Origin of the sequence: Pseudomonas sp. Irchel s3a10, from assembly GCF_900187525.1 — a bacterium.
In the GTDB taxonomy this organism is placed as follows: Bacteria; Pseudomonadota; Gammaproteobacteria; order Pseudomonadales; family Pseudomonadaceae; genus Aquipseudomonas; species Aquipseudomonas koreensis_G.
This window is the reverse complement of sequence record NZ_FYDR01000001.1, coordinates 425,674-449,050: the sequence shown is the minus strand read 5'-3', so window position 1 is coordinate 449,050 and position 23,377 is coordinate 425,674. Positions and strand designations below refer to the sequence as shown.

General features: G+C 60.6%; 15 protein-coding genes. 13 read left to right on the top strand and 2 right to left on the bottom strand.

The features are described 5' to 3' along the window. Positions 1–57: 57 nt before the first annotated feature. Entirely contained in the window at positions 58–1,704 is a 1,647-nt protein-coding gene (pgm, locus tag CKW11_RS02015) for a phosphoglucomutase (alpha-D-glucose-1,6-bisphosphate-dependent) (RefSeq protein ID WP_095135986.1), read from the top strand. Between the two features lie 174 nt (positions 1,705–1,878). Here the strand turns inward: pgm and CKW11_RS02010 are convergent, their stop codons facing one another. After that, the gene (locus CKW11_RS02010; RefSeq protein WP_095135984.1) at positions 1,879–2,574 is read right to left on the bottom strand and encodes a pirin family protein; all 696 of its coding nucleotides are present in this window, start codon (positions 2,572–2,574) and stop codon (positions 1,879–1,881) included. Between the two features lie 279 nt (positions 2,575–2,853). Here CKW11_RS02010 and CKW11_RS02005 point away from each other — a divergent pair, with 279 nt between their 5' ends. Further along, positions 2,854–5,328, top strand: coding sequence for a UvrD-helicase domain-containing protein (locus tag CKW11_RS02005; protein ID WP_095135982.1), 2,475 nt, complete (start codon positions 2,854–2,856; stop codon positions 5,326–5,328). A 58-nt stretch (positions 5,329–5,386) separates the two neighbouring features. On the opposite strand, the gene CKW11_RS02000 is transcribed toward CKW11_RS02005, so the two are convergent. Next, on the bottom strand, positions 5,387–5,659 hold the full coding sequence (locus tag CKW11_RS02000; RefSeq protein WP_095135980.1) for a DUF1652 domain-containing protein: 273 nt from the start codon (positions 5,657–5,659) through the stop codon (positions 5,387–5,389). 263 nt (positions 5,660–5,922) lie between these two features. Between CKW11_RS02000 and CKW11_RS01995 the strand changes: the two genes are divergently transcribed. From CKW11_RS01995 to CKW11_RS01945, 11 genes are all read left to right on the top strand, one after another. Further along, positions 5,923–6,738, top strand: a complete 816-nt coding sequence (locus tag CKW11_RS01995; protein ID WP_095135978.1) for a nuclear transport factor 2 family protein — start codon at positions 5,923–5,925, stop codon at positions 6,736–6,738. Between the two features lie 52 nt (positions 6,739–6,790). Then, positions 6,791–8,197, top strand: a complete 1,407-nt coding sequence (locus CKW11_RS01990; protein ID WP_095135976.1) for an FAD-binding oxidoreductase — start codon at positions 6,791–6,793, stop codon at positions 8,195–8,197. Between the two features lie 31 nt (positions 8,198–8,228). Beyond that, positions 8,229–8,573, top strand: coding sequence for a cupin domain-containing protein (locus tag CKW11_RS01985; RefSeq protein ID WP_095135974.1), 345 nt, complete (start codon positions 8,229–8,231; stop codon positions 8,571–8,573). A 56-nt stretch (positions 8,574–8,629) separates the two neighbouring features. Beyond that, complete coding sequence (locus CKW11_RS01980; RefSeq protein WP_095135972.1) at positions 8,630–9,715, top strand: polyamine ABC transporter substrate-binding protein; 1,086 nt, start codon at positions 8,630–8,632, stop codon at positions 9,713–9,715. A gap of 462 nt (positions 9,716–10,177) precedes the next feature. Next, positions 10,178–11,644, top strand: a complete 1,467-nt coding sequence (locus tag CKW11_RS01975) for a serralysin family metalloprotease (RefSeq protein WP_095135970.1) — start codon at positions 10,178–10,180, stop codon at positions 11,642–11,644. Between the two features lie 92 nt (positions 11,645–11,736). After that, entirely contained in the window at positions 11,737–12,159 is a 423-nt protein-coding gene (locus CKW11_RS01970; protein ID WP_159974162.1) for an AprI/Inh family metalloprotease inhibitor, read from the top strand. A 172-nt stretch (positions 12,160–12,331) separates the two neighbouring features. After that, positions 12,332–14,107 (top strand): type I secretion system permease/ATPase, encoded by a 1,776-nt coding sequence (locus CKW11_RS01965; protein ID WP_095135968.1) that lies wholly within the window; start codon positions 12,332–12,334, stop codon positions 14,105–14,107. After that, positions 14,104–15,453, top strand: coding sequence for an HlyD family type I secretion periplasmic adaptor subunit (locus tag CKW11_RS01960; protein WP_095135966.1), 1,350 nt, complete (start codon positions 14,104–14,106; stop codon positions 15,451–15,453). The genes CKW11_RS01965 and CKW11_RS01960 overlap by 4 nt, the downstream gene beginning before the upstream one ends. 2 nt (positions 15,454–15,455) lie before the next feature. Beyond that, positions 15,456–16,826 (top strand): TolC family outer membrane protein, encoded by a 1,371-nt coding sequence (locus CKW11_RS01955; RefSeq protein ID WP_095135964.1) that lies wholly within the window; start codon positions 15,456–15,458, stop codon positions 16,824–16,826. A 189-nt stretch (positions 16,827–17,015) separates the two neighbouring features. Next, a complete protein-coding gene (locus CKW11_RS01950; RefSeq protein WP_095135962.1) occupies positions 17,016–19,967 on the top strand; it encodes an autotransporter serine protease in 2,952 nt (983 codons plus the stop codon). A 302-nt stretch (positions 19,968–20,269) separates the two neighbouring features. Then, positions 20,270–23,356: an autotransporter serine protease gene (locus CKW11_RS01945; RefSeq protein WP_095135960.1), complete on the top strand. Its 3,087-nt coding sequence runs from the start codon at positions 20,270–20,272 to the stop codon at positions 23,354–23,356. Positions 23,357–23,377 lie beyond the last annotated feature (21 nt).

The following is a 23,377-nucleotide window of genomic DNA, read 5'->3' as shown; positions in this document are numbered from 1 at the left end:
CGAACTGCCAGTAAACTGCGCTGTATTTCCTGAACCACTCTATCTCAGAGGTTTTGCATGACTATCAGTCCTTTTGCGGGCAAACCGGCACCGGCAGAATTGTTGGTCGACATCCCGCGACTGGTAACGGCTTATTACACCGGCCAACCGGACGCTTCGATTGCCACCCAGCGTGTGGCGTTTGGTACTTCCGGGCACCGCGGCAGCTCCTTCGACCTGAGTTTCAATGAGTGGCACGTCCTGGCGATCAGCCAGGCGATCTGCCTGTACCGCGAAGCGCAGGGTATCACTGGCCCGTTGTTTGTCGGTATTGACACTCACGCGCTGTCTACCCCGGCCGGGGCGAGTGCGCTGGAAGTGCTGGCGGCCAATGGCGTGACCGTGATGATTGCCGAAGGTGACGAGTACACGCCGACTCCGGCGGTATCGCACGCGATCCTCTGCTATAACCGTGGCCGTACTTCGGGGCTGGCCGACGGCATCGTGATTACGCCCTCGCACAACCCGCCACAAAGCGGCGGCTACAAATACAACCCTACCAACGGCGGTCCGGCCGATACCCACATCACCAAGTGGATCGAGGCCAAGGCCAACGAGCTGCTGGCGAACAAATTGGCAGGCGTCAAACGCATCAGCTACGAACAGGCGCTCAAGGCCAGCACCACCCACCGTCACGACTACTTGAACACTTACGTCGCCGACCTGATCAATGTGATCGACTTCGATGCCATTCGCGACGCCAAGCTGCGTCTGGGTGTAGATCCGTTGGGCGGAGCAGGGGTGCGCTACTGGTCGGCGATTGCCGAGCATTACCGTCTTGATCTGGACGTGGTGAACAAGCAGGTCGATCCGACTTTCCGTTTCATGACCGTCGATTGGGACGGTCAGATCCGCATGGACCCATCGTCCAGCCATGCCATGCAAGGTTTGATCGGTCTCAAGGAACGTTACGACGTAGCCTTCGCCTGCGACCCGGATCACGATCGTCACGGCATCGTCACCCCGTCGGGTGGTCTGCTGGCACCGAACAACTATCTGGCGGTGTCCATCGACTATCTGTTCCAGAACCGTCCGCAATGGCGCGCCGATGCGGCTGTGGGTAAAACCGTGGTCAGCAGTGGCCTGATCGATCGCGTGGCCAAGCGTCTGGGACGTCGTCTGTACGAAGTGCCGGTCGGTTTCAAATGGTTTGCCGATGGCCTGTTCGACGGCTCTCTGGGTTTCGGTGGCGAGGAGAGTGCTGGCGCTTCGTTCCTGCGCAAGGATGGCCGCGTCTGGAGCACCGACAAGGACGGCCTGATTCCGGCCCTACTGGCGGCGGAAATGACTGCTCGTACTGGGCGTGACCCAAGCCAGGCTTATCGCGCACTGACCGATGAACTGGGCGAACCGTTCTCGGTGCGCGTAGACGCCAAGGCCAACCCTGAGCAGAAAGCGCTGTTGAGCAAACTGTCGCCGGAGCAAGTGACGTCGACCGAGCTGGCAGGCGAGAAGATTCAGAGCATTCTCAGCCATGCGCCGGGCAACGATCAGGCCATCGGCGGTTTGAAGGTGATGACCGAAAATGGCTGGTTCGCCGCACGTCCTTCCGGCACCGAAGACATCTACAAGATCTACGCCGAAAGCTTCATTGGCGACGACCACCTCAAGCAGTTGGTGGCCGAAGCGCAAACCCTGGTGGATGGTGCTATCAGCACCAAGTGATCTCCAGCGAGGTGAGTTCTTTCTGTGGTGAGGGGATTTATCCCCGATGGACTGCGTAGCCGTCCGCTCCATTAAAAAAAGAGGCCGCTTTGCGGCCTATCGGGGATGAATCCCCTCGCTACAACAAAAGGGCGACTGTAATGGTCGCCCTTTTTTTGCCTGCGAATCAGGCGATCAAGCCAGATCCACCAGCACGATTTCGCTGTCTTCGAGTGCCGTTACGGTCAGCAGGGTTTCCTGTTGAACCGCAACACCGTCTCGAGCTTGCGCGCGCAAGCCATTGACTTCAATCAGACCGGTGGCGGGTACCAGATAGGCTCGGCGTCCCGCATCCAGCTGATATTCAGCGGTTTCGCCGGCCTTGAGGTTGGCCGCGACCAACCGCGCATCGCCGCGAATGCGCAGGCTCTGATCGTCACCGTCTTTGCCGCTGGCGAGTGTCACGAAACCCTCGCGTTGGCCTTTGGGGAAGGGTTTGGCGCCCCATGATGGTGGCGCGCCGGTTTCCGTGGGCAGAATCCAGATCTGAAAGATTCGGGTCTCTTTGTCTTCCAGGTTGTATTCGCTGTGTGCGATGCCGGTGCCGGCGCTCATGACCTGCACGTCGCCTGCTTCAGTACGGCCCTTGTTGCCAAGGTTGTCCTGGTGGGTAATCGCACCTTCACGCACGTAAGTGATGATTTCCATGTCGCGGTGCGGGTGCAGCGGGAATCCGGTGCCGGCGGCGATCACGTCATCGTTCCACACCCGCAGATTGCCCCAGTTCATGCGCTGCGGGTCGTAGTATTCGGCGAACGAAAAGTGGTGATGGGCATCCAGCCAGCCGTGGTGAGCGCCGCCCAGCGTATTGAAAGGTCTGAGTTCAAGCATGATCGTCTCCTGAAAAGGTTCGTCATGGGGCGTAACGCCAGAGCCACGAAGCGAGACCGTCGGTTAATGACGGGCATCATCCATCAGGCCATCATCGAGAAAAAGCGTAAAAAGTGCGGCATTCTCATCGAATCCGTTGATGGAAAACCGGCTCGAAACAATCTCACGCAACTTTCAGTTCATCGCCTAAACCAATGAGCTGTAAGCATTTCGCTAGAACTCATGAGCAAATAAAGCCACCATAGCCCCCAACAGCCTCACACACTGGAGCCCCTCAGCGTGGCGCAACACACTCCCGATCTGCCTCCCGAACTCCGTCCACTGGCCGAAATGCCATGGTTCAAGCGTCTGGCCGCGCGTTTCTTCGGCCATGGCCTGACACGCTTGCGCGCTCAACACCGTGCGTCGTGGCTGCACGGTCAGGCTGACGGTTTTCGCAGCGGTCACACCGCTGGCGTTGAGTACGGCTTCAAGGAGGGGAAACTCGAAGGCCTGGAAGAAGGCCGGCAAGTGCTGTTGATTCGTGACAGTCGCAGCAGCGAGCATCGTCCGCCGAGCGTCGATAATCATCTATTCGACGACTGGCGCCTGCCGCTCACCGCTGAGCTGAAGAAACGCATGAAGGCTGACGTGGCACGCCTGCTGCCCGAACATGCCCAGCCAAGCGCTGCGCAATGGAAGATGATTTTCAGTGACACCCCCTCGACCTCGGTGATCGCCGGGGCGGGGGCAGGCAAGTCGACCACCCTGGTTCTACGTATTCTGCTGCTCACGCATTATCTGGGCTTTGAGCTGGATTCGATGACCGTGGTCACGTTCACCCGTGAGTCGCGCAAGGATTTCATCAATAAGCTGATCGAGATGTTTGCGCTCTGGGGCCAGCCCTTGAGCCTGAAACAGGCGCGAGAACTGGTGCGCACCTTTCACTCACGCATTTTGCCGATGGTACGCAGCCTGCCGGGGTTCGAACGCTTGCAGGCCTTTGAAAATCTCAGCAATCGGCCACAAGGCGCTGACGAGGAGGTCGACAGCAACCCGTTCGATCTGCGAATCAATGATGCCCAGCGCCAGCAGCTCAACGCCTGCTATCACCGCTTCTTCAATCATGACGAACGCTTCCGCCAGTTGATTCAACCGCTGGCCAAAGCTGCCTTGCAGCTCAAGGAACTTGAGCGCGATCACCCGGACGTGCAGAAACGCGTGGCGGTGACCGAACTGGCGGCCAAGCGCGACGAAGAACTGTGTGATGCCATCGAAGACCTGTGGTTTCGCGCCGGTGCCTGGCCGATCAAGGGCATCGAGCCCAGCCGGCAGACGTTCGAGATCAACGGTTCGACCTTTCACTGCCACGGCTACATTCCCAGCCTCGATGCCTGGGTGGTGCTCGGCTTCGATCCCCGGGAAAACCCGCAGATTTGCCGGCCCAACGCCAAGCTCAGCGTACGCGCCGAGTGGGCCGTCAAGCGCACCCTGTTTCAAGCTTTCTGTCGTAAGCCATTGATTTGGTTGGATAGTTATGAGGCCTCAAAGCGAGTATTGTCGACCTTGGCCGGCGACGCGAGCGCCGGTCCAGGCTTCGACTACAAGGTCAAAGGTGAGCTGGTCTCGGCGCCGCTGCTCGATTGTTTTGTCGCGGCGGCCGGCTTCATCGAAAACCTTGGGCTGGATGTGCCGGATGCGGTCGGCCGCATGAGTTTTGTCAAGGACGACCCTGACCGGTTTTTCTTCGAGGCGCTGAGCCTGTTCTGGCGCGCACTGGAAGATCATCTGCTTGATCAGAAGCCGCCGGTGATGACTTACAACCGAATGTTCGCGCTGTTCAGCGAACATTCGCCGGAGAACCTCAGGTTACTCAGCGATGAGCTGCTGCGGCCCATGTCGCACCTGATGATCGACGAGTTTCAGGACGTATCGCCGCAGATCGTCTCGTGGATCCGCGCCAGCCTCGCGGAAATCCGCAGTCGCGGTCCGGCCATGCATGTCGGGCGGGGCGCGCAGCGCTCATCATTGCTCTGCGTCGGCGACGATTGGCAGTCGATCTACGGCTGGCGCGGCAGTTCGCCGAGTTACTTCATGGAGTTCAACAAGGAATTCCTGTCACCGAGCACTACGCGGGTGATGCTCAGCGACAACTACCGCAGCCATCAACACATCATCGACGCTGCCGAACACATCGTCCGTGCCGCACCGGCAATCCCCGGCAAGAAGGCCAAGGCCAGCGGCGCACCCAAGCCTGCGCAGCCGGTCAACGTGCTGGAGCGTGATGACCAGGCCCTGGGGCAGCGCTTGGCTGAACATTACAATCGTGGTGATTCGATCTTGATGCTCTATCGAAAAAGCAGCGATAAGTTATTGATAGAGCAACATATTCAGCCTGTAGTTAATGTTGATTCGAGCTTGCCTTACGAAGCGCAACGGCTGAAACAGCTGACTTACCACAGCGCCAAGGGGCTGCAGGCGGATGCGGTGTTCCTGCTCGGGGATTGCCAGCACCTGACCAGCTCGCCGTACAAGAATCAGGTCTACCGCATGGCCGGCCTGGGCAAGGCTGGCGACAGCGAGCCTTATGACACGGCGCAGAAGGACGAGATTCTGCGGCTGGCCTACGTGGGGATCACCCGGGCGGTTAGCCATTGCTACTGGTACGTCGAGCCGCAGGATACTCAGGCCGTGAACATGCCAAGGGCGTCCGATCGGGTTGTCCAAGGCAAGGCGTTCTTCGCCGATCACCGGAAACAGCCGCAAAACGCCTAATACACACGCACAAAAAAGCCCGCCTGAATTGGCGGGCTTTTTTATATAAAACAATAGTTTATGCATAACTCTTGAGAGATTCCGGAGGAATGAAGGCCTCCAGTTCGTCTTCCACAGCCTCGATGATGCGCTCGACATCGGCCGCGTTCATCACTGTCGCACAAGGAATGCCGGCGATGGCGATCAAGGTTTCGCCGCTGGCCCGATCAAACAGTCGGGCAATCATGCTGCCCGGCGCATCCATCGTCGCTTCAAAACCCATGGGATGAAAGTGCCAGCGCATCAGCTGGCACGCATTGGGGAACGTGACTTTGCTGGAACCTTTATTCATGTGTTGCCCGCCTTCTTCATCGAGCGCTTCCTTTTGCTCACGTTAGGTGGGAAGAACCTTCATTGGCTCAACCGTTCAATGACGTTAAAAGTAGCACCCGCATGTGAATTTTCCGTGAGATTTTTCAGTTCATTTTGCGATTGCTACGCATTTTTTGATGTAAGTCACGCTGTGATCACTCATCGCCAAATGGCCACTACCGTTTGCTCGTTGATCGTTTTGGCGAACTTGGGCAAGCTCGGTTCTTTTGCGCCGAGACCTTTATGCACGCCGACGATGACGGCCCAGAACAGACTCCGGCCACGGCCGCTACGGTCATGCGCTATCACCTGAGCTGGAAACACCGCGATTTGGACAGCGTCATGGCGCTGTATCACCCGGACGTCCAATACAACGATTTCTTCCAGAACCGGGTCCTCGGCCTCGACGAGTTGCGTGAGTACGTGCGCGTGAGCATGCCGCGAGAATCCGACGAAGCGCTCGAGCATTGCGACCGGATACGCGTGGATGGCAACACCGCGTTCATTCAATACGAAGTGACTTTGCGCGGTGGCGACGGGCTGGTGTCGTTCCGTTCCAGCGAAGCAATCACGGTCAAGGACGGCCTAATCTGGCGGGTCAACGAATACGCCTCGCTGGTCCGCACGCAAACCAACGGCGCTGTCGCACCCAGTCAGCGCCCGGCGGTGAGTCGCCTGGGGTTGTCGCCGCGCCAGATCAGTTTCATGGCCGAGGATCTGCAGCAGTATTTTGAGCGGCAGCAGCCGTACCTCGATCCGGAACTGGACCTGCAACGGGTGGCAAAAGAGTGCGGGTACAGCCGCAATCAGATTTCATACCTGCTCAATCAGGTGCTCGGCCAGAGCTTCTATCGCTACGTCAATCAGGCCCGCCTGCAGCACTTGCTCAAGTCGCTGGACCACGCCGCGCCGCCGCTGCGTATCGACGAACTGGCGTTTGCCGCCGGGTTCAACTCGCTGTCAGCGTTCTACAGTTGTTTTCGCCAACACACCGGCCTGTCACCGAAGGCCTACGCCAAACAAATTTCTTTGCGGGCACGCGCGCAAGACAGTGATTGAAGTCACGCACTAGGATCGACGCCATCGAAGGTTTTCAGTGGCGGAGTCTTGCATGCCGGCGTGGCGCACTATCAGTTTGTGGATGGATCAACTCGACGAGCCGCTGATCGCGCGGCCGACGCTTGAGCAGGATCTGGATGTCGACGTAGCCATCATCGGCGCCGGTTACACCGGGCTGTGGACCGCGTACTACCTGAAAAAACTCGCCCCCGGTCTCGATATCGCCATCGTCGAGGCGCAAACCGCCGGTTTCGGTGCGTCCGGGCGCAATGGCGGCTGGCTGATGGGCAATCTGCTGGGCGAGGATCGGCTGCTCGCCGGTCTCTCGCCACAACAACGCCGCGCATCGTTTGATCTGCTGCACAGCATCCCCGATGAGGTGGAAGTTGTCCTCGAACGTGAGGGCATCGACTGCGATTACCGCAAAGGCGGGGTGCTGTATTGCGCCGCCCGCTACCCGGAGCAGGAAACCAGCCTGCGCGAATACCTCGACAAACTGCACGCCCAAGGCCTGACCGACAGCGATTACCGTTGGCTGAACCCCGAGCAACTGGCGCAACAGATTCGCGTGGCGAAACCCTATGGCGGCATCTATGCGCCGCACGTGGCGACCATTCACCCGGCGAAACTGGTGCGCGGTCTGGCGCGTACCGTGCAAAACATGGGGGTGAAAATCTATGAAAACAGCCCGGTCACCCATTGGCAGTCCGGCAGTTTGCGCACGGCCAGGGCCAGTGTGCGCAGTCGCTGGATTGTGCCGGCCGTCGAGGGTTACTCGGTAACGCTACCGCCGCTGGGTCGCTATCAGTTGCCGGTGCAAAGCCTGATTGTTGCCACCGAGCCGTTGTCGGCGGCGACCTGGGATGAAATCGGCCTCAACCGTGGCCAGGCCTTCAGCGAGTTCAGCCGTCAGGTCACTTATGGCCAGCGCAGTGCCGACAATCGCCTGATCTTCGGCGCCCGCGGCGGTTACCAGTTCGCCGGCAAGCTGCGCCATAACTTCGATCTGACCCGCGACGAAGTCGAGCTGCGCCGCTATCTGTTCGGCGAGCTGTTCCCGCAGCTGAAAAACGTGCAGATCACCCATGCCTGGGGCGGCAACCTCGGTATGTCCCGGCATTTCAAGCCGCACATGCTCTGTGATCGTGCCAATGGCATCGCGCTCTCCGGCGGTTATGGCGGCGAGGGTGTGGGTGCCAGCAATCTTGGCGGCCGCACACTGGCCGATCTGATTCTCGAGCGCGACACCGAACTGGTGCATCAGCCGTGGGTGCTGCCGGACGGCGGGATTCACGCGCTGCGCGCCTGGGAACCGGAGCCGTGCCGCTGGCTCGGTTACAACGCGATCATCAAAAGCTTCGTCCACGAAGATCAGACCCTGGCCAACCCGGCCACCGCGCCGTGGCGGCGCAAGCTGGCCAGCCAGGTGGCGGGCTTCATGGAAGGTTTCATGCATTAAACGCCGTTTTCTTCACACGACAGGTCCCACCATGAGCATTACGCAGTTCAAGAACACCGCCAGCCTGCAACTGGATGAGTCCAACCCGGTGGCCGTGCCACTCGGTGAGCCGATCGCCATTGCCTCGACCACCAGTGTCGAGCGCGACGACGGCGTTGAAACCGGCGTCTGGGAATGCACCCCGGGGCGCTGGCGCCGGCAGATCACCGCGCAGGAGTTCTGCCACTTCATCTCCGGCCGTTGCACGTTCACCCCGGACGACGGCGGCGAAACCCTGCACATACAAGGTGGCGACGCACTGATGTTGCCGGCCAATACGCTCGGCATCTGGGATATCCAGGAGACCGTGCGCAAGAGCTACGTGCTGATTTTCTGATTGTTTGATCCTTTGATTGCCTGCCAACAACAATAGTCTCTACAGGAATCGACCCCATGATCCAGAAAACCCTCGCCCTGGCGCCGCTGCTGCTGGCCGCCTCGATCAGCCATGCCGCCGAGACGGTCAAGGTCTACAACTGGTCCAGCTACATCGCGCCGGATACGACAAAAAACTTTCAGAAAGAGACGGGCATCGGCGTCACCTATGACGTCTACGACAGCAACGAAACCCTCGACGGCAAGTTGATGACTGGCAACTCTGGTTACGACGTGGTGTTTCCGTCCAACCACTTCATGGCGCGGCAGATTCAGGGCGGGGCGCTGAAAAAGCTCGACAAGAGCCAGTTGCCGAACTGGAAGAACCTCAACCCGGTATTGCTCAAGGCGCTGCAAACCAACGATCCGGGCAACGAACACGGCTTTCCGTATCTGTGGGGCAGCACCGGCATCGGTTACAACGTCGCCAAGATCAAAGCAGTGCTGGGTGACGACGCCCCGGTGGATTCGTGGGATCTGATCTTCAAACCCGAATACATGCAAAAGTTGCAGAAATGCGGCGTGGCGATCCTCGACAACGGTCCGGAATTGCTGCCAGCGGCGCTCAACTACCTGGGGCTGCCGCACCACAGCAAGAATCCCGATGACTACAAGAAGGCCGAAGCGTTGCTGATGAAAGTGCGGCCGTACGTCAGCTATTTCCACTCATCGAAGTACACCAGTGATCTGGCCAATGGTGACATCTGTGTGGCCGTGGGTTTCTCCGGGGATATTCTGCAAGCCGAGAGCCGCGCCAAAGAGGCGAAGAACGGTATCGAAATCGGTTACGCGATTCCCAAGGAAGGCGCGGCTATCTGGTTCGACATGGTTGCCATGCCCAATGACGCACCGGACGAGAAGGCCGGCTATGCGTTCATGAATTACCTGCTGCGCCCGGAAGTGATGGCTGATATCAGCAACTCGGTGCACTACGCAAACGGCAACGAACAGGCCGACAGCCTGATCGATCCGGCAATCAAGAATGACACCAAGGTCTATCCGAGCCCGGAGATGATGGGCAAGCTGTTTGCGCTTGAGGCGATGCCGCTGAACATCGACCGGATCCGCACGCGGGTGTGGAACAAGATCCGCACCGGTAGCTAAACCACATCACCCCCCCTGTGGGAGCGGGCTTGCTCGCGAATGCGTTCGATCAGTCAGCAAACAGGTTGGCAGATAACCTGCATTCGCGAGCAAGCCCGCTCCCACAAGTGTTTTAGCACTGCTGATTTAGTTGATATCAATACACTGGCATCGCACTAATAGAGTGCGGGAAAGTGAGACGCCCCCAACAAAAAACAACTTACCAATATTTAATATTTAAATAGAAAATCGTCAGACAATTGGACGGGGATCAACCCGTTAGAACAATCTTTCGACCTCGCAGGCTTTGTTTACGGCAGTTTTACGCAACAGTGCAATTTGATCTCAAAAAAATGCTAGACGACAGATTTCAAATTGTGTCAGGTTTCTTACGCCTTCATTGGGCGAGTGATAGGACGATCTCGCCAGGGATCGTCGCTATCTGACAAAAACTGTTCCATTGCTAAACAAGGAAGTGTGTTTATGTCGAAAGTAAAAGCTAACGCTATTGATATCACTGCAGACACATTCGTGCCGGTAGGCGCAGTGCAGGCTCTGGCGGCAACCAGCTCCGCCTGGAACCAGATCAATAGCTTCAGCCACCAGTACGACCGTGGCGGCAACCTCACGGTCAATGGCAAACCCTCCTTTTCCGTCGACCAGGCCGCAACCCAGTTGCTGCGTGACGGCGCTGCCTATCAGGACAAGGATGGCAGCGGCAAGATCGAACTCACCTACACGTTCCTGACTTCGGTATCGTCCAGCACGATGAACAAGCACGGGATCACAGGGTTCAGTCAGTTCAGTAATCAACAGAAAACCCAGGCCGTGCTCGCCATGCAATCCTGGGCCGACGTGGCCAACGTCACCTTCACCGAGAAAGCCACCGGCGGTGACGGCCACATGACCTTCGCCAACTACAGCGGTGGCGTGGACGGCGCAGCAGCGTTCGCCTACCTGCCGGGTACCGGTCCGGGTTACGACGGCACTTCGTGGTACTTGATCAACAGCGGTTATACGCAGAACAAGACCCCGGATCTGAACAACTACGGTCGTCAGACCCTGACCCATGAAATCGGCCACACCCTTGGCCTGGCGCACCCGGGGGACTACAACGCCGGCAACGGCAACCCAACCTACAATGACGCCACCTACGGGCAAGACACCCGCGGCTACAGCGTCATGAGCTACTGGAGCGAAAGCAATACCAGTCAGAACTTCAGCAAGGGCGGTGTGGAAGCCTATTCCTCCGGCCCGCTGATGGACGACATTGCCGCGATCCAGAAACTCTACGGCGCCAACATGAATACCCGTACCGGTGACACCACCTACGGCTTCAACTCCAACGCCGGTCGCGATTTCCTCAGCGCCTCGTCGTCGAGCGACAAGCTGGTGTTCTCGGTGTGGGACGCGGGTGGCAAGGACACCTTCGACTTCTCGGGTTTCACCCAGAACCAGAAGATCAACCTCAATGCAGCTTCGTTCTCCGACGTAGGGGGCATGATCGGTAACGTGTCCATCGCCAAGGGCGTGACCATCGAGAACGCCATTGGTGGTTCGGGCAACGACCTGCTGATCGGTAACAGTGCGTCCAACGAGCTGAAGGGCGGTGCCGGCAACGACATCCTCTACGGCGCCGGTGGTGCGGACAAGCTGTGGGGCGGCGCTGGTTCGGACACCTTCGTGTTCGCGGCCAGTTCCGACTCCAAGCCAGGTGCGATTGATCAGATCCTCGATTTCGTCAGCGGTCTGGACAAAATCGATCTGACCGGTATCACCAACGGTTCCGGCCTGCACTTTGTAAGCAGCTTCACCGGTTCGGCCGGCGACGCGATCCTGACGTCGTCGGGCGGCAACAGCCTGTTGTCGGTGGATTTCTCCGGGCATGGTGTGGCGGACTTCCAGGTCAGCACCGTGGGCCAGGCAGCGACCAGCGACATCGTGGCGTGATGTAAACGGGAAAGCGGCGCTCGATGCGTCGCTTTCTTTGCTTGCATCGTGTGGATTGCTGGGCAAGGCTAGGTGCCGGAGCGAATTTTCTGATGATCTGTAAAGTTTTTACCTACAAGGCAATGGCGTGGCTTTCGGCGGCGCTGATCATGATTTCTGGAGAAACAACCATGGCAAGCAGCCTCAGACTTGAAGATCCATCGGTTTTCGCCGGGCAATGGCAGGCGACGTTGAGCGCTAAAAATGACGCGCCCGAAGCGCAAAAGCTGCAGGATAAACCCTCGAACACCTGTGCCCTCGAACTGCAAGCCAACCAGACCGTCGGCAAGGGCGCCGAGTGCCTTGGCGCATGGCTGAACGAGTCGCCCATCGGCTGGTTTCCGGAACCCGACGGAATATCGATCACCGGCACGGAAGGTTCAAGAATCGTGTTTTTCAGCCGACAACGTGACGGGCTCTATTCCAGCACTTTGAAGTCAGGCCTGATTGTTACACTCGAACGCGCGACGAAATAAACGCTCAACTAATCCAGATTGAATATATGGCAGTGCTTGAACGTTATAAGTGATCGTTGCAGTTGTTGTTGAATTGTAAGCGGGTACTTGCAAAACATCTTTCGCAGGTAGGCGGAACATTAATTGAGCGCTCGCCGAAGTCTGGCGGGATCTATCATTTCAGGAAGAATCAATGAAGATGGCGAAGGCCCCAGCCACCGCTCCCTTGTTCAAGGCTTTGGGTGACTATAAAAGCATTCTGATCAGCGTCGGGTGCTTTACCGCACTGATTAACGTGCTGATGCTGGTGCCCTCCATTTATATGCTGCAGGTCTACGACCGCGTACTGTCTTCGCAGAACGAAACGACGCTGGCGATGCTGTCGTTGATGGTGGTCGGCTTCTTTGCCTTCATCGGCATGCTGGAAGTGATCCGCAGCTTCATCGTGATCCGCATCGGCAGCCAACTGGAGCGCCGCTTCAACCTGCGGGTGTATCAGGCGGCGTTCGAGCGCAACCTGTTCAAGGGCGAGGGCAACGCCGGGCAATCGCTGGGCGACCTGACCCACATTCGCCAATTCGTCACCGGGCCGGCCCTGTTCGCGTTTTTCGATGCGCCGTGGTTCCCGGTCTATCTGTTTGTCATCTACCTGTTCAACGTCTGGCTGGGCGTGCTCGCCACCGCCGGTGCGCTGTTGCTGATTGCGCTGGCGTGCCTCAATGAATACATGACCAAAAAACCGCTGGGCGAAGCCGCCGGTTACTCGCAGAAATCCAGCCAACTGGCGACCAGTCACCTGCACAACGCCGAAACCATTCAGGCCATGGGCATGCTCGGCGCGCTGCGCAAGCGCTGGTTCGGTGTGCACTCGCGGTTCCTCGGCCTGCAGAATCAGGCCAGCGACACCGGTGCGGTGATCAGCTCGATCAGCAAGACCCTGCGTCTGTGCCTGCAATCGCTGGTGCTGGGCCTCGGTGCGTTGCTTGTGATCAAGGGCGACATGACCGCCGGGATGATGATTGCCGGCTCGATCCTGATGGGCCGCGTGCTGAGCCCGATCGATCAGTTGATCGCCGTATGGAAACAGTGGAGCGGGGCGAAACTGGCCTACCGTCGTCTGGACTCCTTGCTGCAGGCGTTCCCACCGAGTGACGACGCAATGGCGCTGCCGGCGCCGAAAGGCCAGATCACTTTCGAGCAAGTCAGTGCCGGCCCTCCGGGGCAGCGCGCGGCAACCCTGCAGATGATCAATTTCAATCTGGGCGCCGGCGAAGTGCTCGGCGTGCTCGGTGCCTCCGGTTCCGGCAAGTCAACCCTGGCCCGTGTGCTGGTCGGCGTGTGGCCGACCCTCGGCGGCACGGTGCGCCTGGACGGTGCGGACATCCATCGCTGGAACCGCGACGAGCTCGGCCCGTACATAGGCTATCTGCCACAAGACATCGAACTGTTCAGCGGCAGCATCGCCGAGAACATCGCCCGTTTCAGCGAAGCCAATCCGGAAAAAGTCGTGGCCGCCGCGCAACAGGCCGGCGTGCACGAAATGATCCTGCGCCTGCCGCAAGGCTACGACACGCAACTGGGCGAGGACGGCAGTGGCCTGTCCGGCGGTCAGAAGCAGCGTGTGGCCCTGGCCCGTGCGATGTATGGCGATCCGAGCCTGGTGGTGCTCGATGAGCCGAATTCCAACCTCGACACGGTCGGTGAAGCCGCGCTGGCCAGCGCCATCGCTCAGCTCAAGGCCAAGGGCACCACGGTGGTGCTGGTGACGCATCGCTCTTCGGTTCTGGCTCAGGCGGACAAGCTGCTGGTACTCAACGATGGCCGCTTGCAGGCGTTCGGCGCCAGTCAGGAAGTCCTCAAGGCGCTGTCCGGCGCCCAGGAACAACAACGGGAAAAATCTGCGCAGGCACCGGGCGGGCTCAGCATGAGCCGGCAGTACCAGCCCACGACAAGGAATTCGGGTGTATGAGCAGCGCCAGCATGAACACTGAAAACGAAGCGAGCATGGAACACGCGTACGTCACCGAGCGCCCGGAGCGCGATGCGAAATTCTTCGCGCGCATGGGCTGGATTCTGGCCATCGTCGGCGCTGGCAGTTTTTTCACCTGGGCCGCACTGGCGCCGCTGGATCAAGGGATCCCGGTGCAGGGCACCGTGGTGGTCTCGGGCAAGCGCAAGGCTGTGCAGTCGATGAGCAGCGGCGTGGTCAGCCGGATCCTGGTGCGCGAAGGCGAGATCGTCAAACAGGGCCAGCCGCTGTTCCGTCTCGATCAGACCCAGGTGGCCGCCGACGTGCAGTCGTTGCAGGCGCAATACCGCATGGCCTGGGCCAGCCTCGCGCGCTGGCAGGCCGAGCGTGACAACCGCAAAGAGATCACCTTTCCTGCGGAACTGAGCAATGACCCGGACCCGCGTCTGGCCCTGGTGCTGGAAGGTCAGCGTCAACTGTTCAGCAGCCGCCGCGAAGCGTTCTACCGCGAGCAGGCCGGGCTGCGCGCCAGCATCGAAGGTGCCACCGCGCAATTGGCGGGCATGCGCCGCGCCCGTACCGACCTCAATGCCCAGGCCGATTCGCTGCAACAGCAACTGAGCAACCTGCAGCCGCTGGCGGACAACGGCTACATCCCGCGCAACCGTTTGATGGAATACCAGCGGCAGCTGTCGCAAGTGCAACAGCAACTGGCCGAGAACACCGGTGAAAGCGGCCGGGTGGAGCAGGGCATCCTCGAATCGCGCCTGAAACTGCAACAGCATGGCGAGGAGTACCAGAAGGAAGTACGCACGCAACTGGCCGACGCTCAGCTGAAAAGCGTGACCCTGTCCGAGCAACTGACCTCGGCCGGTTTCGACCTGCAACACAGCGAGATCCTCGCCACCGCCGACGGCGTGGCGGTCAACCTTGGCGTGCACACCGAAGGCGCGGTGGTGCGTCAGGGCGAAACCCTGCTGGAGATCGTCCCGCAAGGCACCACCCTGGAAGTCGAGGGGCACTTGCCGATCAACCTGATCGACAAGGTCGGCACGCATCTGCCGGTCGATATCCTGTTCACCGCGTTCAACCAGAGCAAGACCCCGCGTGTACCGGGTGAGGTCAGCCTGATTTCCGCCGACCAGATGGTCGATGAGAAAACCGGCGTGCCGTACTACGTGTTGCGCAGCAGCGTCAGTGATCAGGCGATGGAGAAACTCCAGGGCCTGGTGATCAAGCCCGGTATGCCGGCGGAAATGTTCGTGCGCACGGGCGAACGCTCACTGCTCAACTACCTGTTCAAACCATTGCTCGATCGCGCTGGCTCTGCATTGACTGAAGAATAAGGATGTTCGGCTGTATGAATAAGCTTTCGATGTTGGGAGCAGCGTGCGCGCTGCTCGCAGGAAACAGCGCGCTGGCGGCCATGGGGCCATTCGAGGTCTACGAACAGGCATTGCGCAACGATCCGGTGTTCCTCGGCGCGATCAAGGAGCGCGACGCGGGCCTGGAAAACCGCATCATCGGCCGTGCCGGGCTGTTGCCGAGACTGGGTTACAACTACAACCGCGGTCACAACACCTCGAAGGCCACGCAACTGACCAATCGCGGCAACCTGACCGAAGATCGCAACTACAACAGTTACGGCTCGACCCTGACCTTGCAGCAACCGTTGCTCGACTACGAAGCCTACGCGGCGTATCGCAAAGGCGTGGCGCAGTCGCTGTTTGCCGACGAAGCGTTTCGCGGCAAGAGTCAGGAGCTGCTGGTGCGGGTGCTGGACAACTACACCAAAGCCTTGTTCGCCCAAGATCAGATCGACATCGCCCAAGCCAAGAAGAAGGCTTACGAGCAGCAGTTCCAGCAGAACGAGCACATGTTCAAACAGGGCGAGGGCACGCGCACCGACATTCTGGAAGCCGAGTCGCGCTATGAACTGGCGACCGCCGAAGAGATCGAGGCACGCAATGAGCAGGACGCCGCGCTGCGTGAACTGGGGGCGCTGGTCGGCGTGCAGACGGTGGATATCAGCGAGCTGGCGCCACTGGATCAGAATTTCCAGACCTTCGCGCTGATGCCGGCCAACTACGACACCTGGCATGAGCTGGCGATCAGCAACAACCCCAATCTGGCGTCGCAACGCCAAGCGGTGGAGGTGGCCAAGTACGAAGTCGAGCGCAACCGCGCCGGGCACCTGCCGAAAGTCAGTGCCTATGCGTCGATCCGCAAGACTGAATCGGACAGCGGCAACACCTATAACCAGCGCTATGACACCAACACCATCGGCTTTGAAGTCAACGTTCCGCTGTATGCCGGTGGCGGGGTGTCGGCCTCGACCCGTCAGGCCAGCCGCACCATGGAGCAGGCGGAATACGAACTGGATGGCAAGACCCGCGAAACCTTGATCGAACTGCGCCGCCAGTTCAGCGCCTGCCTGTCGGGGGTCAACAAACTGCGCGCCTACCAGAAGGCTCTGGCTTCGGCTGAAGCGCTGGTGGTGTCGACCAAGCAAAGCATTCTCGGCGGCGAGCGGACTAACCTCGATGCGCTGAACGCAGAACAACAACTGTTTACCACCCGCCGCGATCTGGCCCAGGCGCGCTACGACTATTTGATGGCCTGGACCAAGCTGCATTACTACGCGGGGACATTGAACGAACAGGATCTGGCACGGGTGGATGAGGCGTTCGGACAAGGTCCGAAAAGCAACTCGCGTTAATGCTTGGCACCGAACCTGTGGCGAGGGAGCTTGCTCCCGCTTGAGTGCGTAGCGCTCACCAGATTTGAGCTGCTGCGCAGCCAGCGGGAGCAAGCTCCCTCGCCACAAATAGACTCGCTCGATAGTTCAAGAAGTGCTCGCCCGGCGAACCGGGTCATAACAAAAACATAAGAAAAGTGAGTGGTGAACATGGAAGTACGCATCAAGCCGGCAGCGGTCGGCAGCCTGTTGCTCGCAGTTTCCATCGCGCAAGCCAATGCGCAGTACCTTGAAACCGGCAAGCCCGGCGATCCGGCCAGTTGGCGCAGCGCCGAATTCCAGCGCGACTGGGGCCTGGCGCGGATGCAGGCCGATCAGGCTTACGCCGCCGGGATCACCGGTAAAGGCGTGAAAATCGGCGCCCTCGATTCCGGTTTCGACGCCGCCCATCCCGAGTTCGCCAGCGAGCGCTATCACCCGGTGCTGGCCTCCGGCAGTTACGTCGATGGCTCGCTGTTCATCGTCAACGGCACCCTCAATCCCAACAACGATTCCCACGGCACTCATGTGGTCGGCACCATGGGCGCGAGCCGTGACGGCAACGGCATGCACGGCGTGGCGTACAACGCGCAGATCTACGTCGGCAACACCAACAACAACGACAGCTTCCTGTTCGGCCCGAAACCCGATCCGCGTTATTTCAAAGCGGTATACGACGCTCTGGCCGATGCCGGTGTGCGCGCGATCAACAACAGTTGGGGCAGCCAGCCGCCGGATGTCAGCTATCGCACCCTGGCCGATCTGCACGCCGCGTACGCTCAGCACTGGAATCAGGGCACCTGGCTCGACGCGGCGGCGGATGTCTCGCGCCGTGGCGTGATCAACGTGTTCAGCGCCGGCAACAGCGGCTACCCGAACGCCAGCGTGCGCTCGGCGCTGCCGTACTTTCAGCCGGACCTCGAAGGCCACTGGCTGGCAGTTTCCGGGCTGGATCAGAGCAATCAGCAGAAGTACAACCAGTGCGGCATCGCCAAATACTGGTGCATCACCACACCGGGGGCGAAGATCGACAGCACCATTCCGGACGGCGGGTACGCGATCAAGTCCGGCACCTCGATGGCCGCGCCGCACGCCACCGGGGCCCTGGCGCTGGTGATGGAACGCTACCCGTACATGAACAACCAGCAAGCGCTTGAAGTGCTGCTGACCACCGCCACGCAACTCGACGGCGCGGTCACCGATGCGCCGACCGAACGGGTCGGCTGGGGCGTGGCCAACCTCGATCGGGCGATGCGCGGGCCGGGGCAATTGCTCGGCGCGTTCGATGCCAATCTGGCCGCCGGGCAGAGCGATGTGTGGAGCAATGACATCTCCGACAAGGCGCTGATTCAGCGTCAGCGCGAAGACCTCGCCGAACACAGCGCTTGGCAGCAAACCCTGCAGGACAAGGGCTGGCAGAACGGCATTGCGGCCGGCGCCAGTCAGCAGGATCAGACTGACTACGCGGTGGGCATGGCGCGTGATGCCGCAGCGGCGACGCGGGTCTATCAGGGCAGCCTGATCAAGTCCGGGGCAGGGCGCTTGCTGCTGACCGGCGACAACACTTTCCGTGGCCCGACCACGGTCAATGGCGGCTTGTTGAGCGTCAACGGCTCGCTGGCCTCGGCGGTGACCGTCAACGACAGCGGCACCCTCGGCGGTTCCGGGCGGATCGCCTCGTTGCTCGCCAACAGCGGCGGCCGCGTAGCGCCGGGCAACTCCATCGGCACCTTGAACGTGGCCGGTGACGTGACCTTCGCCCCAGGCTCGACCTACGCGGTCGAGCTGTCGCCGACCAGCAGCGACCGCATCGTTGCCGGCGGCACCGCGAGCATCAACGGTGCCACGGTCAGCCTGTCGCTGGAAAACAGTCCGACCCTGCTCAGCACCACTGAAACCCGCAGCCTGCTCGGCCATTCGTACGACATTCTGCAAGCGGCCGGTGGCATTCAAGGCCAGTTCGGCGCGGTGCTGCCGGATTACCTGTTTATCGGTGGCAACCTCGACTACGCGGCCAATGCCATTCAACTGGACATCCAGCGCAATGCGACCTCGTTCGCCAGCGTCGGGCAAACCCCGAATCAGCGTGCGGTGGCGAGTGCGGTCGAAGGCTTGGGCGCCGGCAATTCGGTGTACGAAAGCCTGCTGCTGTCGGCGTCTGCTGCATCGGCGCAGCAAGCCTTCCAGCAATTGAGCGGCGAAATCTACCCGGCCCTCGGCTCGATGCTGATCAATGACAGTCGCCAGTTGCGCGACGCGGTCGGCGAACGTCTGCACGATGTAAATGCCACGCAAAGCAATGGCTGGATCAAGGCCCTCGGCGCCTGGGGTTCGACCAACTCCGGTAACTACACCTCGCGCTACAGCACCTCGATCGGCGGTTTGCTCGCCGGCGTCGACGGCGCACTGGACGAGCAGACCCGCATCGGTCTGGTCACCGGTTACAGCGACAGCTCGCTGAACATGGGCTCGGACACGCACTCGTCGGCCAAGGTCGACAGCTATCACCTCGGCGCTTACGCCGGTCATGACATCGGCGCCTGGCGCCTGAGCACCGGCGCGGCCTACAGCTGGCATCGCGCCGATGTGAAGCGCGATCTGCAATACGGCGACGTCAGCGCCAAACAGAAAGCCAAGGTCGATGCGGCCACCACGCAGGTCTTCGGCGAAGCGGCTTACCGGCTGAACCTGCAGCCGTTGGCGCTGGAACCGTTCGCCAACCTCGCTTATGTGCATCTGGACACTGACGGCTTCACCGAAAAGGGCGACGCGGCGGCGCTGAAAAGCGCTGGCGACCAGCGTGATGCGGTGCTGAGTACGCTCGGTGTGCGCGCGGTCAAGCGCTTCAATTTGTCGGCGCAACAGGCACTGGACGTCAGCGGCCACCTCGGCTGGCAGCACAGCCTGAGCGACATCGACGCCGAACAGCATCTGCGCTTCGCCAGCGGCAGCACTCCGTACACGGTCGAGAGTTCGGCACTGGTGCGTGACGCGGCGCTGGTCGGCGTGCAAGCCAGCCTGGCATTGAGCAAGGACGTGCGGGTCAACCTCGATTACAACGGGCAACTGGCCAACCGCGAGAAGAGCCACGGCGTGGGGCTGAGCCTGAACTGGCAGTTCTGACGGAGGGTGAATACATCCCCTGTAGGAGCTGCCGAAGGCTGCGATCTTTTGACTTTGATTTTTTAACAACAAGATCAAAAGATCGCAGCCTGCGGCAGCTCCTACAGGGGGATGTGAGCACACACCTGTGGTGAGGGGATTCATCCCCGATGGGACGCGAAGCGGCCCCGATAGTCGTCCGGGTGTGCGACTGCTGCGCAGTCGATCGGGGATAAATCCCCTCGCCACAAGCGTTATTTCCCAGGCCCAGGTGTGGGCCTGGTAGACGGTTTTTTCGCAACAACACTAAGGAAGGTCGCTGGATGAATAACAACAAAACCCCCGCGCAAACGGGCGGTCGCTTCGCCATGAAAACCCTCAATTGCGCCGTACTCTGCGCACTGGCCACTTGGGGCTCCGCGCACGCGGCGCCTTATGTGGAAAGCGGCCGCAGCGGCGATCCCGCCAGTTGGCGCAGTGCCGAATTCAAGGCTGACTGGGGCCTGGGCGCCATCGGCGCGGATCACGCCTACGCCGCCGGTTACACCGGTAAAGGCGTAAAACTGGGGATCTTCGACCAGCCGGTGTACGCCGCACACCCGGAGTTCTCCGGCACCAATAAAGTCATCACCCTGGTCACCAGCGGGATCCGCGAATACACCGACCCGTATATCCCGGTCAAAGCCGGCGATGCGTTCCGTTATGACGGTTCACCTTCGGTCGGCTCCGACGGCAAGCTCGGCGCCCACGGTACCCACGTCGGTGGCATCGCTGCCGGTAGCCGCGATGGCGGGCCGATGCACGGCGTGGCGTTCGGTGCGCAGATCATCAGCGCGGATAACGGCGACCCGGGCCCGGAAGACGGCATTGTCCGTGGCAACGACGGTGCGGTGTACAAGGCTGGCTGGGATGCGCTGATCGCCAGTGGCGCGCGGATCATCAACAACAGCTGGGGCATCGGCATCACTGACCGATTCGACCTCGGTGGCCGCGACCCGGCGTATCCGCACTTCACCGTCAACGACGCGCAAGTGCAGTTCAACGAGATCCGCACACTGCTCGGCACCAAGCCCGGCGGAGCCTACGACGGTGCGATTGCCGCCGCCCGCAGCGGTATCGTGACGATCTTCGCTGCCGGTAACGATTACAACCTGAACAACCCGGACGCCATCGCCGGCCTCGGCTACTTCGTGCCGGACATCGCGCCGAACTGGATCACCGTCGCCGCGTTGCAGCAGAACCCGGATCAGGCCAGCGCCAACCCGTACATCATGAGTACGTTCTCCTCGCGCTGCGGCTACACCGCGAGTCTCTGCGTCTCGGCGCCGGGCACGAAAATCTTCAGTTCGATTATCGAAGGTACCAACGCTGACAACCTGACCACCGCCTACAAAAACTACAACGGCACCTCGATGGCCGCGCCGCACGTGGCCGGCTCGATGGCGGTGCTGATGGAACGCTTCCCGTACATGACTGGCGATCAGGTCGCCACGGTACTGCGTACCACCGCCACCGACCTCGGCGCACCGGGCATCGACGCCTTGTACGGCTGGGGCATGATCAACCTGCGCAAAGGCATTGATGGCCCGTCGATGTTCGTCACCGAGCAGGACATCCCGGAAGAATTCCGCATCCAGGGAGCCTACGGTTCCGGGCAGTTCGTCGCGGACCTGCCGGGCATCGGCGCGATCCTCGACAAGGGCAAACCCACCGAGCGCGTGTGCAACGACATCACCTGCGGCCTCGATACCTGGCGCAACGACATTTCCGGTCACGGCGGCCTGACCAAGCAGGGCATCGGCACACTGGTGCTGACCGGCAACAACACCTACAGCGGCCCGACCCTGGTCAATCAGGGGCGTCTGGCGATCAATGGGGCGCTGGCTTCGGCAGTCACGGTCAACGACAGCGGCATCCTTGGTGGTAACGGCCGCATCGGCGCGCTGACTGCGAAAAGCGGTGGTACCGTCGCGCCGGGCAACTCGATCGGCACGCTGAACGTGGCCGGTGACGTGACCTTCGAGCGCGGTTCGACCTACGCGGTAGAGGTTTCACCGACCAGCAGCGACCAGATCGTTGCCGGTGGCAAAGCGGTGATCGATGGCGCCACGGTCAGTCTGTCGCTGGAAAACAGCCCGACCCTGCTCAGCACCACCGAAGTGCAGAGCCTGCTGGGTTCGCAGTTCAACATCCTGCAAGCGGCCGGTGGCATTCAAGGCCAGTTCGGGCAAGTGCTGCCGAACTACGCGTTTCTCGGCGGCACCCTGGTGTACTCGGCGAGCGGTGTGCAACTGGACGTCGGGCGCAACGGCGCGTCGTTCGCCAGTGTCGGTCTGACGCCGAACCAGCGTGCGGTTGGTGCGGCTGCCGAAGGGCTGGGCGCGGGCAATGCGCTGTTCGAAACCCTGCTGTTGTCGCCGAACGCGGCGTCGGCGCAACAAGCCTTCCAGCAACTGTCCGGCGAGATTCACCCGGCCATAAGCACGATGCTGATCAACGACAGCCGCTACCTGCGTGAGGCAGTGGGCGAGCGTCTGCGCGAGCGTGACCTGTTCAATGCCGACGCACCGACTGACGATCGCAGCAATGCCTGGGTCAAGGTGCTGGGGTCGTGGGGCAAGAGCGATGGCGGCCACGAAAACGCCGACTCCAACAGCTCCATCGGCGGCCTGCTGGCCGGTGTCGACGGCCTGATTGCTGAAGATACCCGTCTGGGTTTCGTTACCGGTTATAGCGACAGTTCTTTGAATATGGGCGGCGGTACGCATTCTTCGGCCTCGGTCGACAGCTACCATTTGGGCGCGTACCTCGGGCATCAGGTCGATGCGCTGCGTCTGACCGCCGGTGCGGCGTATAGCTGGCATCGCGTGGACGTGAAGCGTGATCTGCAGTTCGCGGGCGTCAATGGCAAAGAGAAAACCAAGCACGATGCGGCGACCACTCAGGTGTTCACCGAAGCGGCTTACGATCTGCGTCTGCAACCGATGAACCTGGAGCCGTTCGCCAATCTGTCATACGTGCACTTGAACACCGAGAGCTTCACCGAAAAGGGTGATGCTGCGGCGCTCAAGAGCGGCGAAGACAACCGCGATGTGGTGCTGTCGACCCTTGGCGTGCGCGCCAAGCGCAGCTTCGCGCTGTCGGACAAACGTCAGCTGGAACTGGGCGCGACCCTCGGCTGGCAGCACAACCTGAGCAATGTCGATGCTGACAGCCACCTGGCCTTCGCCAATGGCAACAGCGCGTTCACCGTACAGAGTGTGTCGATGGATCGTGATGCAGCCGTGGTCGGCGTGCGCGCCGGGCTGGCGCTCAATCGCGATGTCCGGGTCAACCTGGATTACAACGGACTGATCGGTAACAACGAGAAAGACCACGGTGTGGGTCTGACCCTCGACTGGCAGTTCTAAAAGCGTGCCGGCAGTCCCTCG

What these genes read in the sequence shown, in the direction of transcription:
- CKW11_RS01965 (WP_095135968.1), top strand. Translation starts at nt 12,332, where the DNA reads ATGAAGATGGCGAAGGCCCCAGCCACCGCTCCCTTGTTCAAGGCTTTG.
- CKW11_RS01960 (WP_095135966.1), top strand. Translation starts at nt 14,104, where the DNA reads ATGAGCAGCGCCAGCATGAACACTGAAAACGAAGCGAGCATGGAACAC.
- CKW11_RS01950 (WP_095135962.1), top strand. Translation starts at nt 17,016, where the DNA reads ATGGAAGTACGCATCAAGCCGGCAGCGGTCGGCAGCCTGTTGCTCGCA.
- CKW11_RS01975 (WP_095135970.1), top strand. Translation starts at nt 10,178, where the DNA reads ATGTCGAAAGTAAAAGCTAACGCTATTGATATCACTGCAGACACATTC.
- CKW11_RS01970 (WP_159974162.1), top strand. Translation starts at nt 11,737, where the DNA reads ATGATCTGTAAAGTTTTTACCTACAAGGCAATGGCGTGGCTTTCGGCG.
- pgm (WP_095135986.1), top strand. Translation starts at nt 58, where the DNA reads ATGACTATCAGTCCTTTTGCGGGCAAACCGGCACCGGCAGAATTGTTG.
- CKW11_RS01995 (WP_095135978.1), top strand. Translation starts at nt 5,923, where the DNA reads ATGCACGCCGACGATGACGGCCCAGAACAGACTCCGGCCACGGCCGCT.
- CKW11_RS01955 (WP_095135964.1), top strand. Translation starts at nt 15,456, where the DNA reads ATGTTCGGCTGTATGAATAAGCTTTCGATGTTGGGAGCAGCGTGCGCG.
- CKW11_RS01985 (WP_095135974.1), top strand. Translation starts at nt 8,229, where the DNA reads ATGAGCATTACGCAGTTCAAGAACACCGCCAGCCTGCAACTGGATGAG.
- CKW11_RS02000 (WP_095135980.1), bottom strand. Translation starts at nt 5,659, where the DNA reads ATGAATAAAGGTTCCAGCAAAGTCACGTTCCCCAATGCGTGCCAGCTG.
- CKW11_RS01990 (WP_095135976.1), top strand. Translation starts at nt 6,791, where the DNA reads ATGCCGGCGTGGCGCACTATCAGTTTGTGGATGGATCAACTCGACGAG.
- CKW11_RS01945 (WP_095135960.1), top strand. Translation starts at nt 20,270, where the DNA reads ATGAATAACAACAAAACCCCCGCGCAAACGGGCGGTCGCTTCGCCATG.
- CKW11_RS02010 (WP_095135984.1), bottom strand. Translation starts at nt 2,574, where the DNA reads ATGCTTGAACTCAGACCTTTCAATACGCTGGGCGGCGCTCACCACGGC.
- CKW11_RS01980 (WP_095135972.1), top strand. Translation starts at nt 8,630, where the DNA reads ATGATCCAGAAAACCCTCGCCCTGGCGCCGCTGCTGCTGGCCGCCTCG.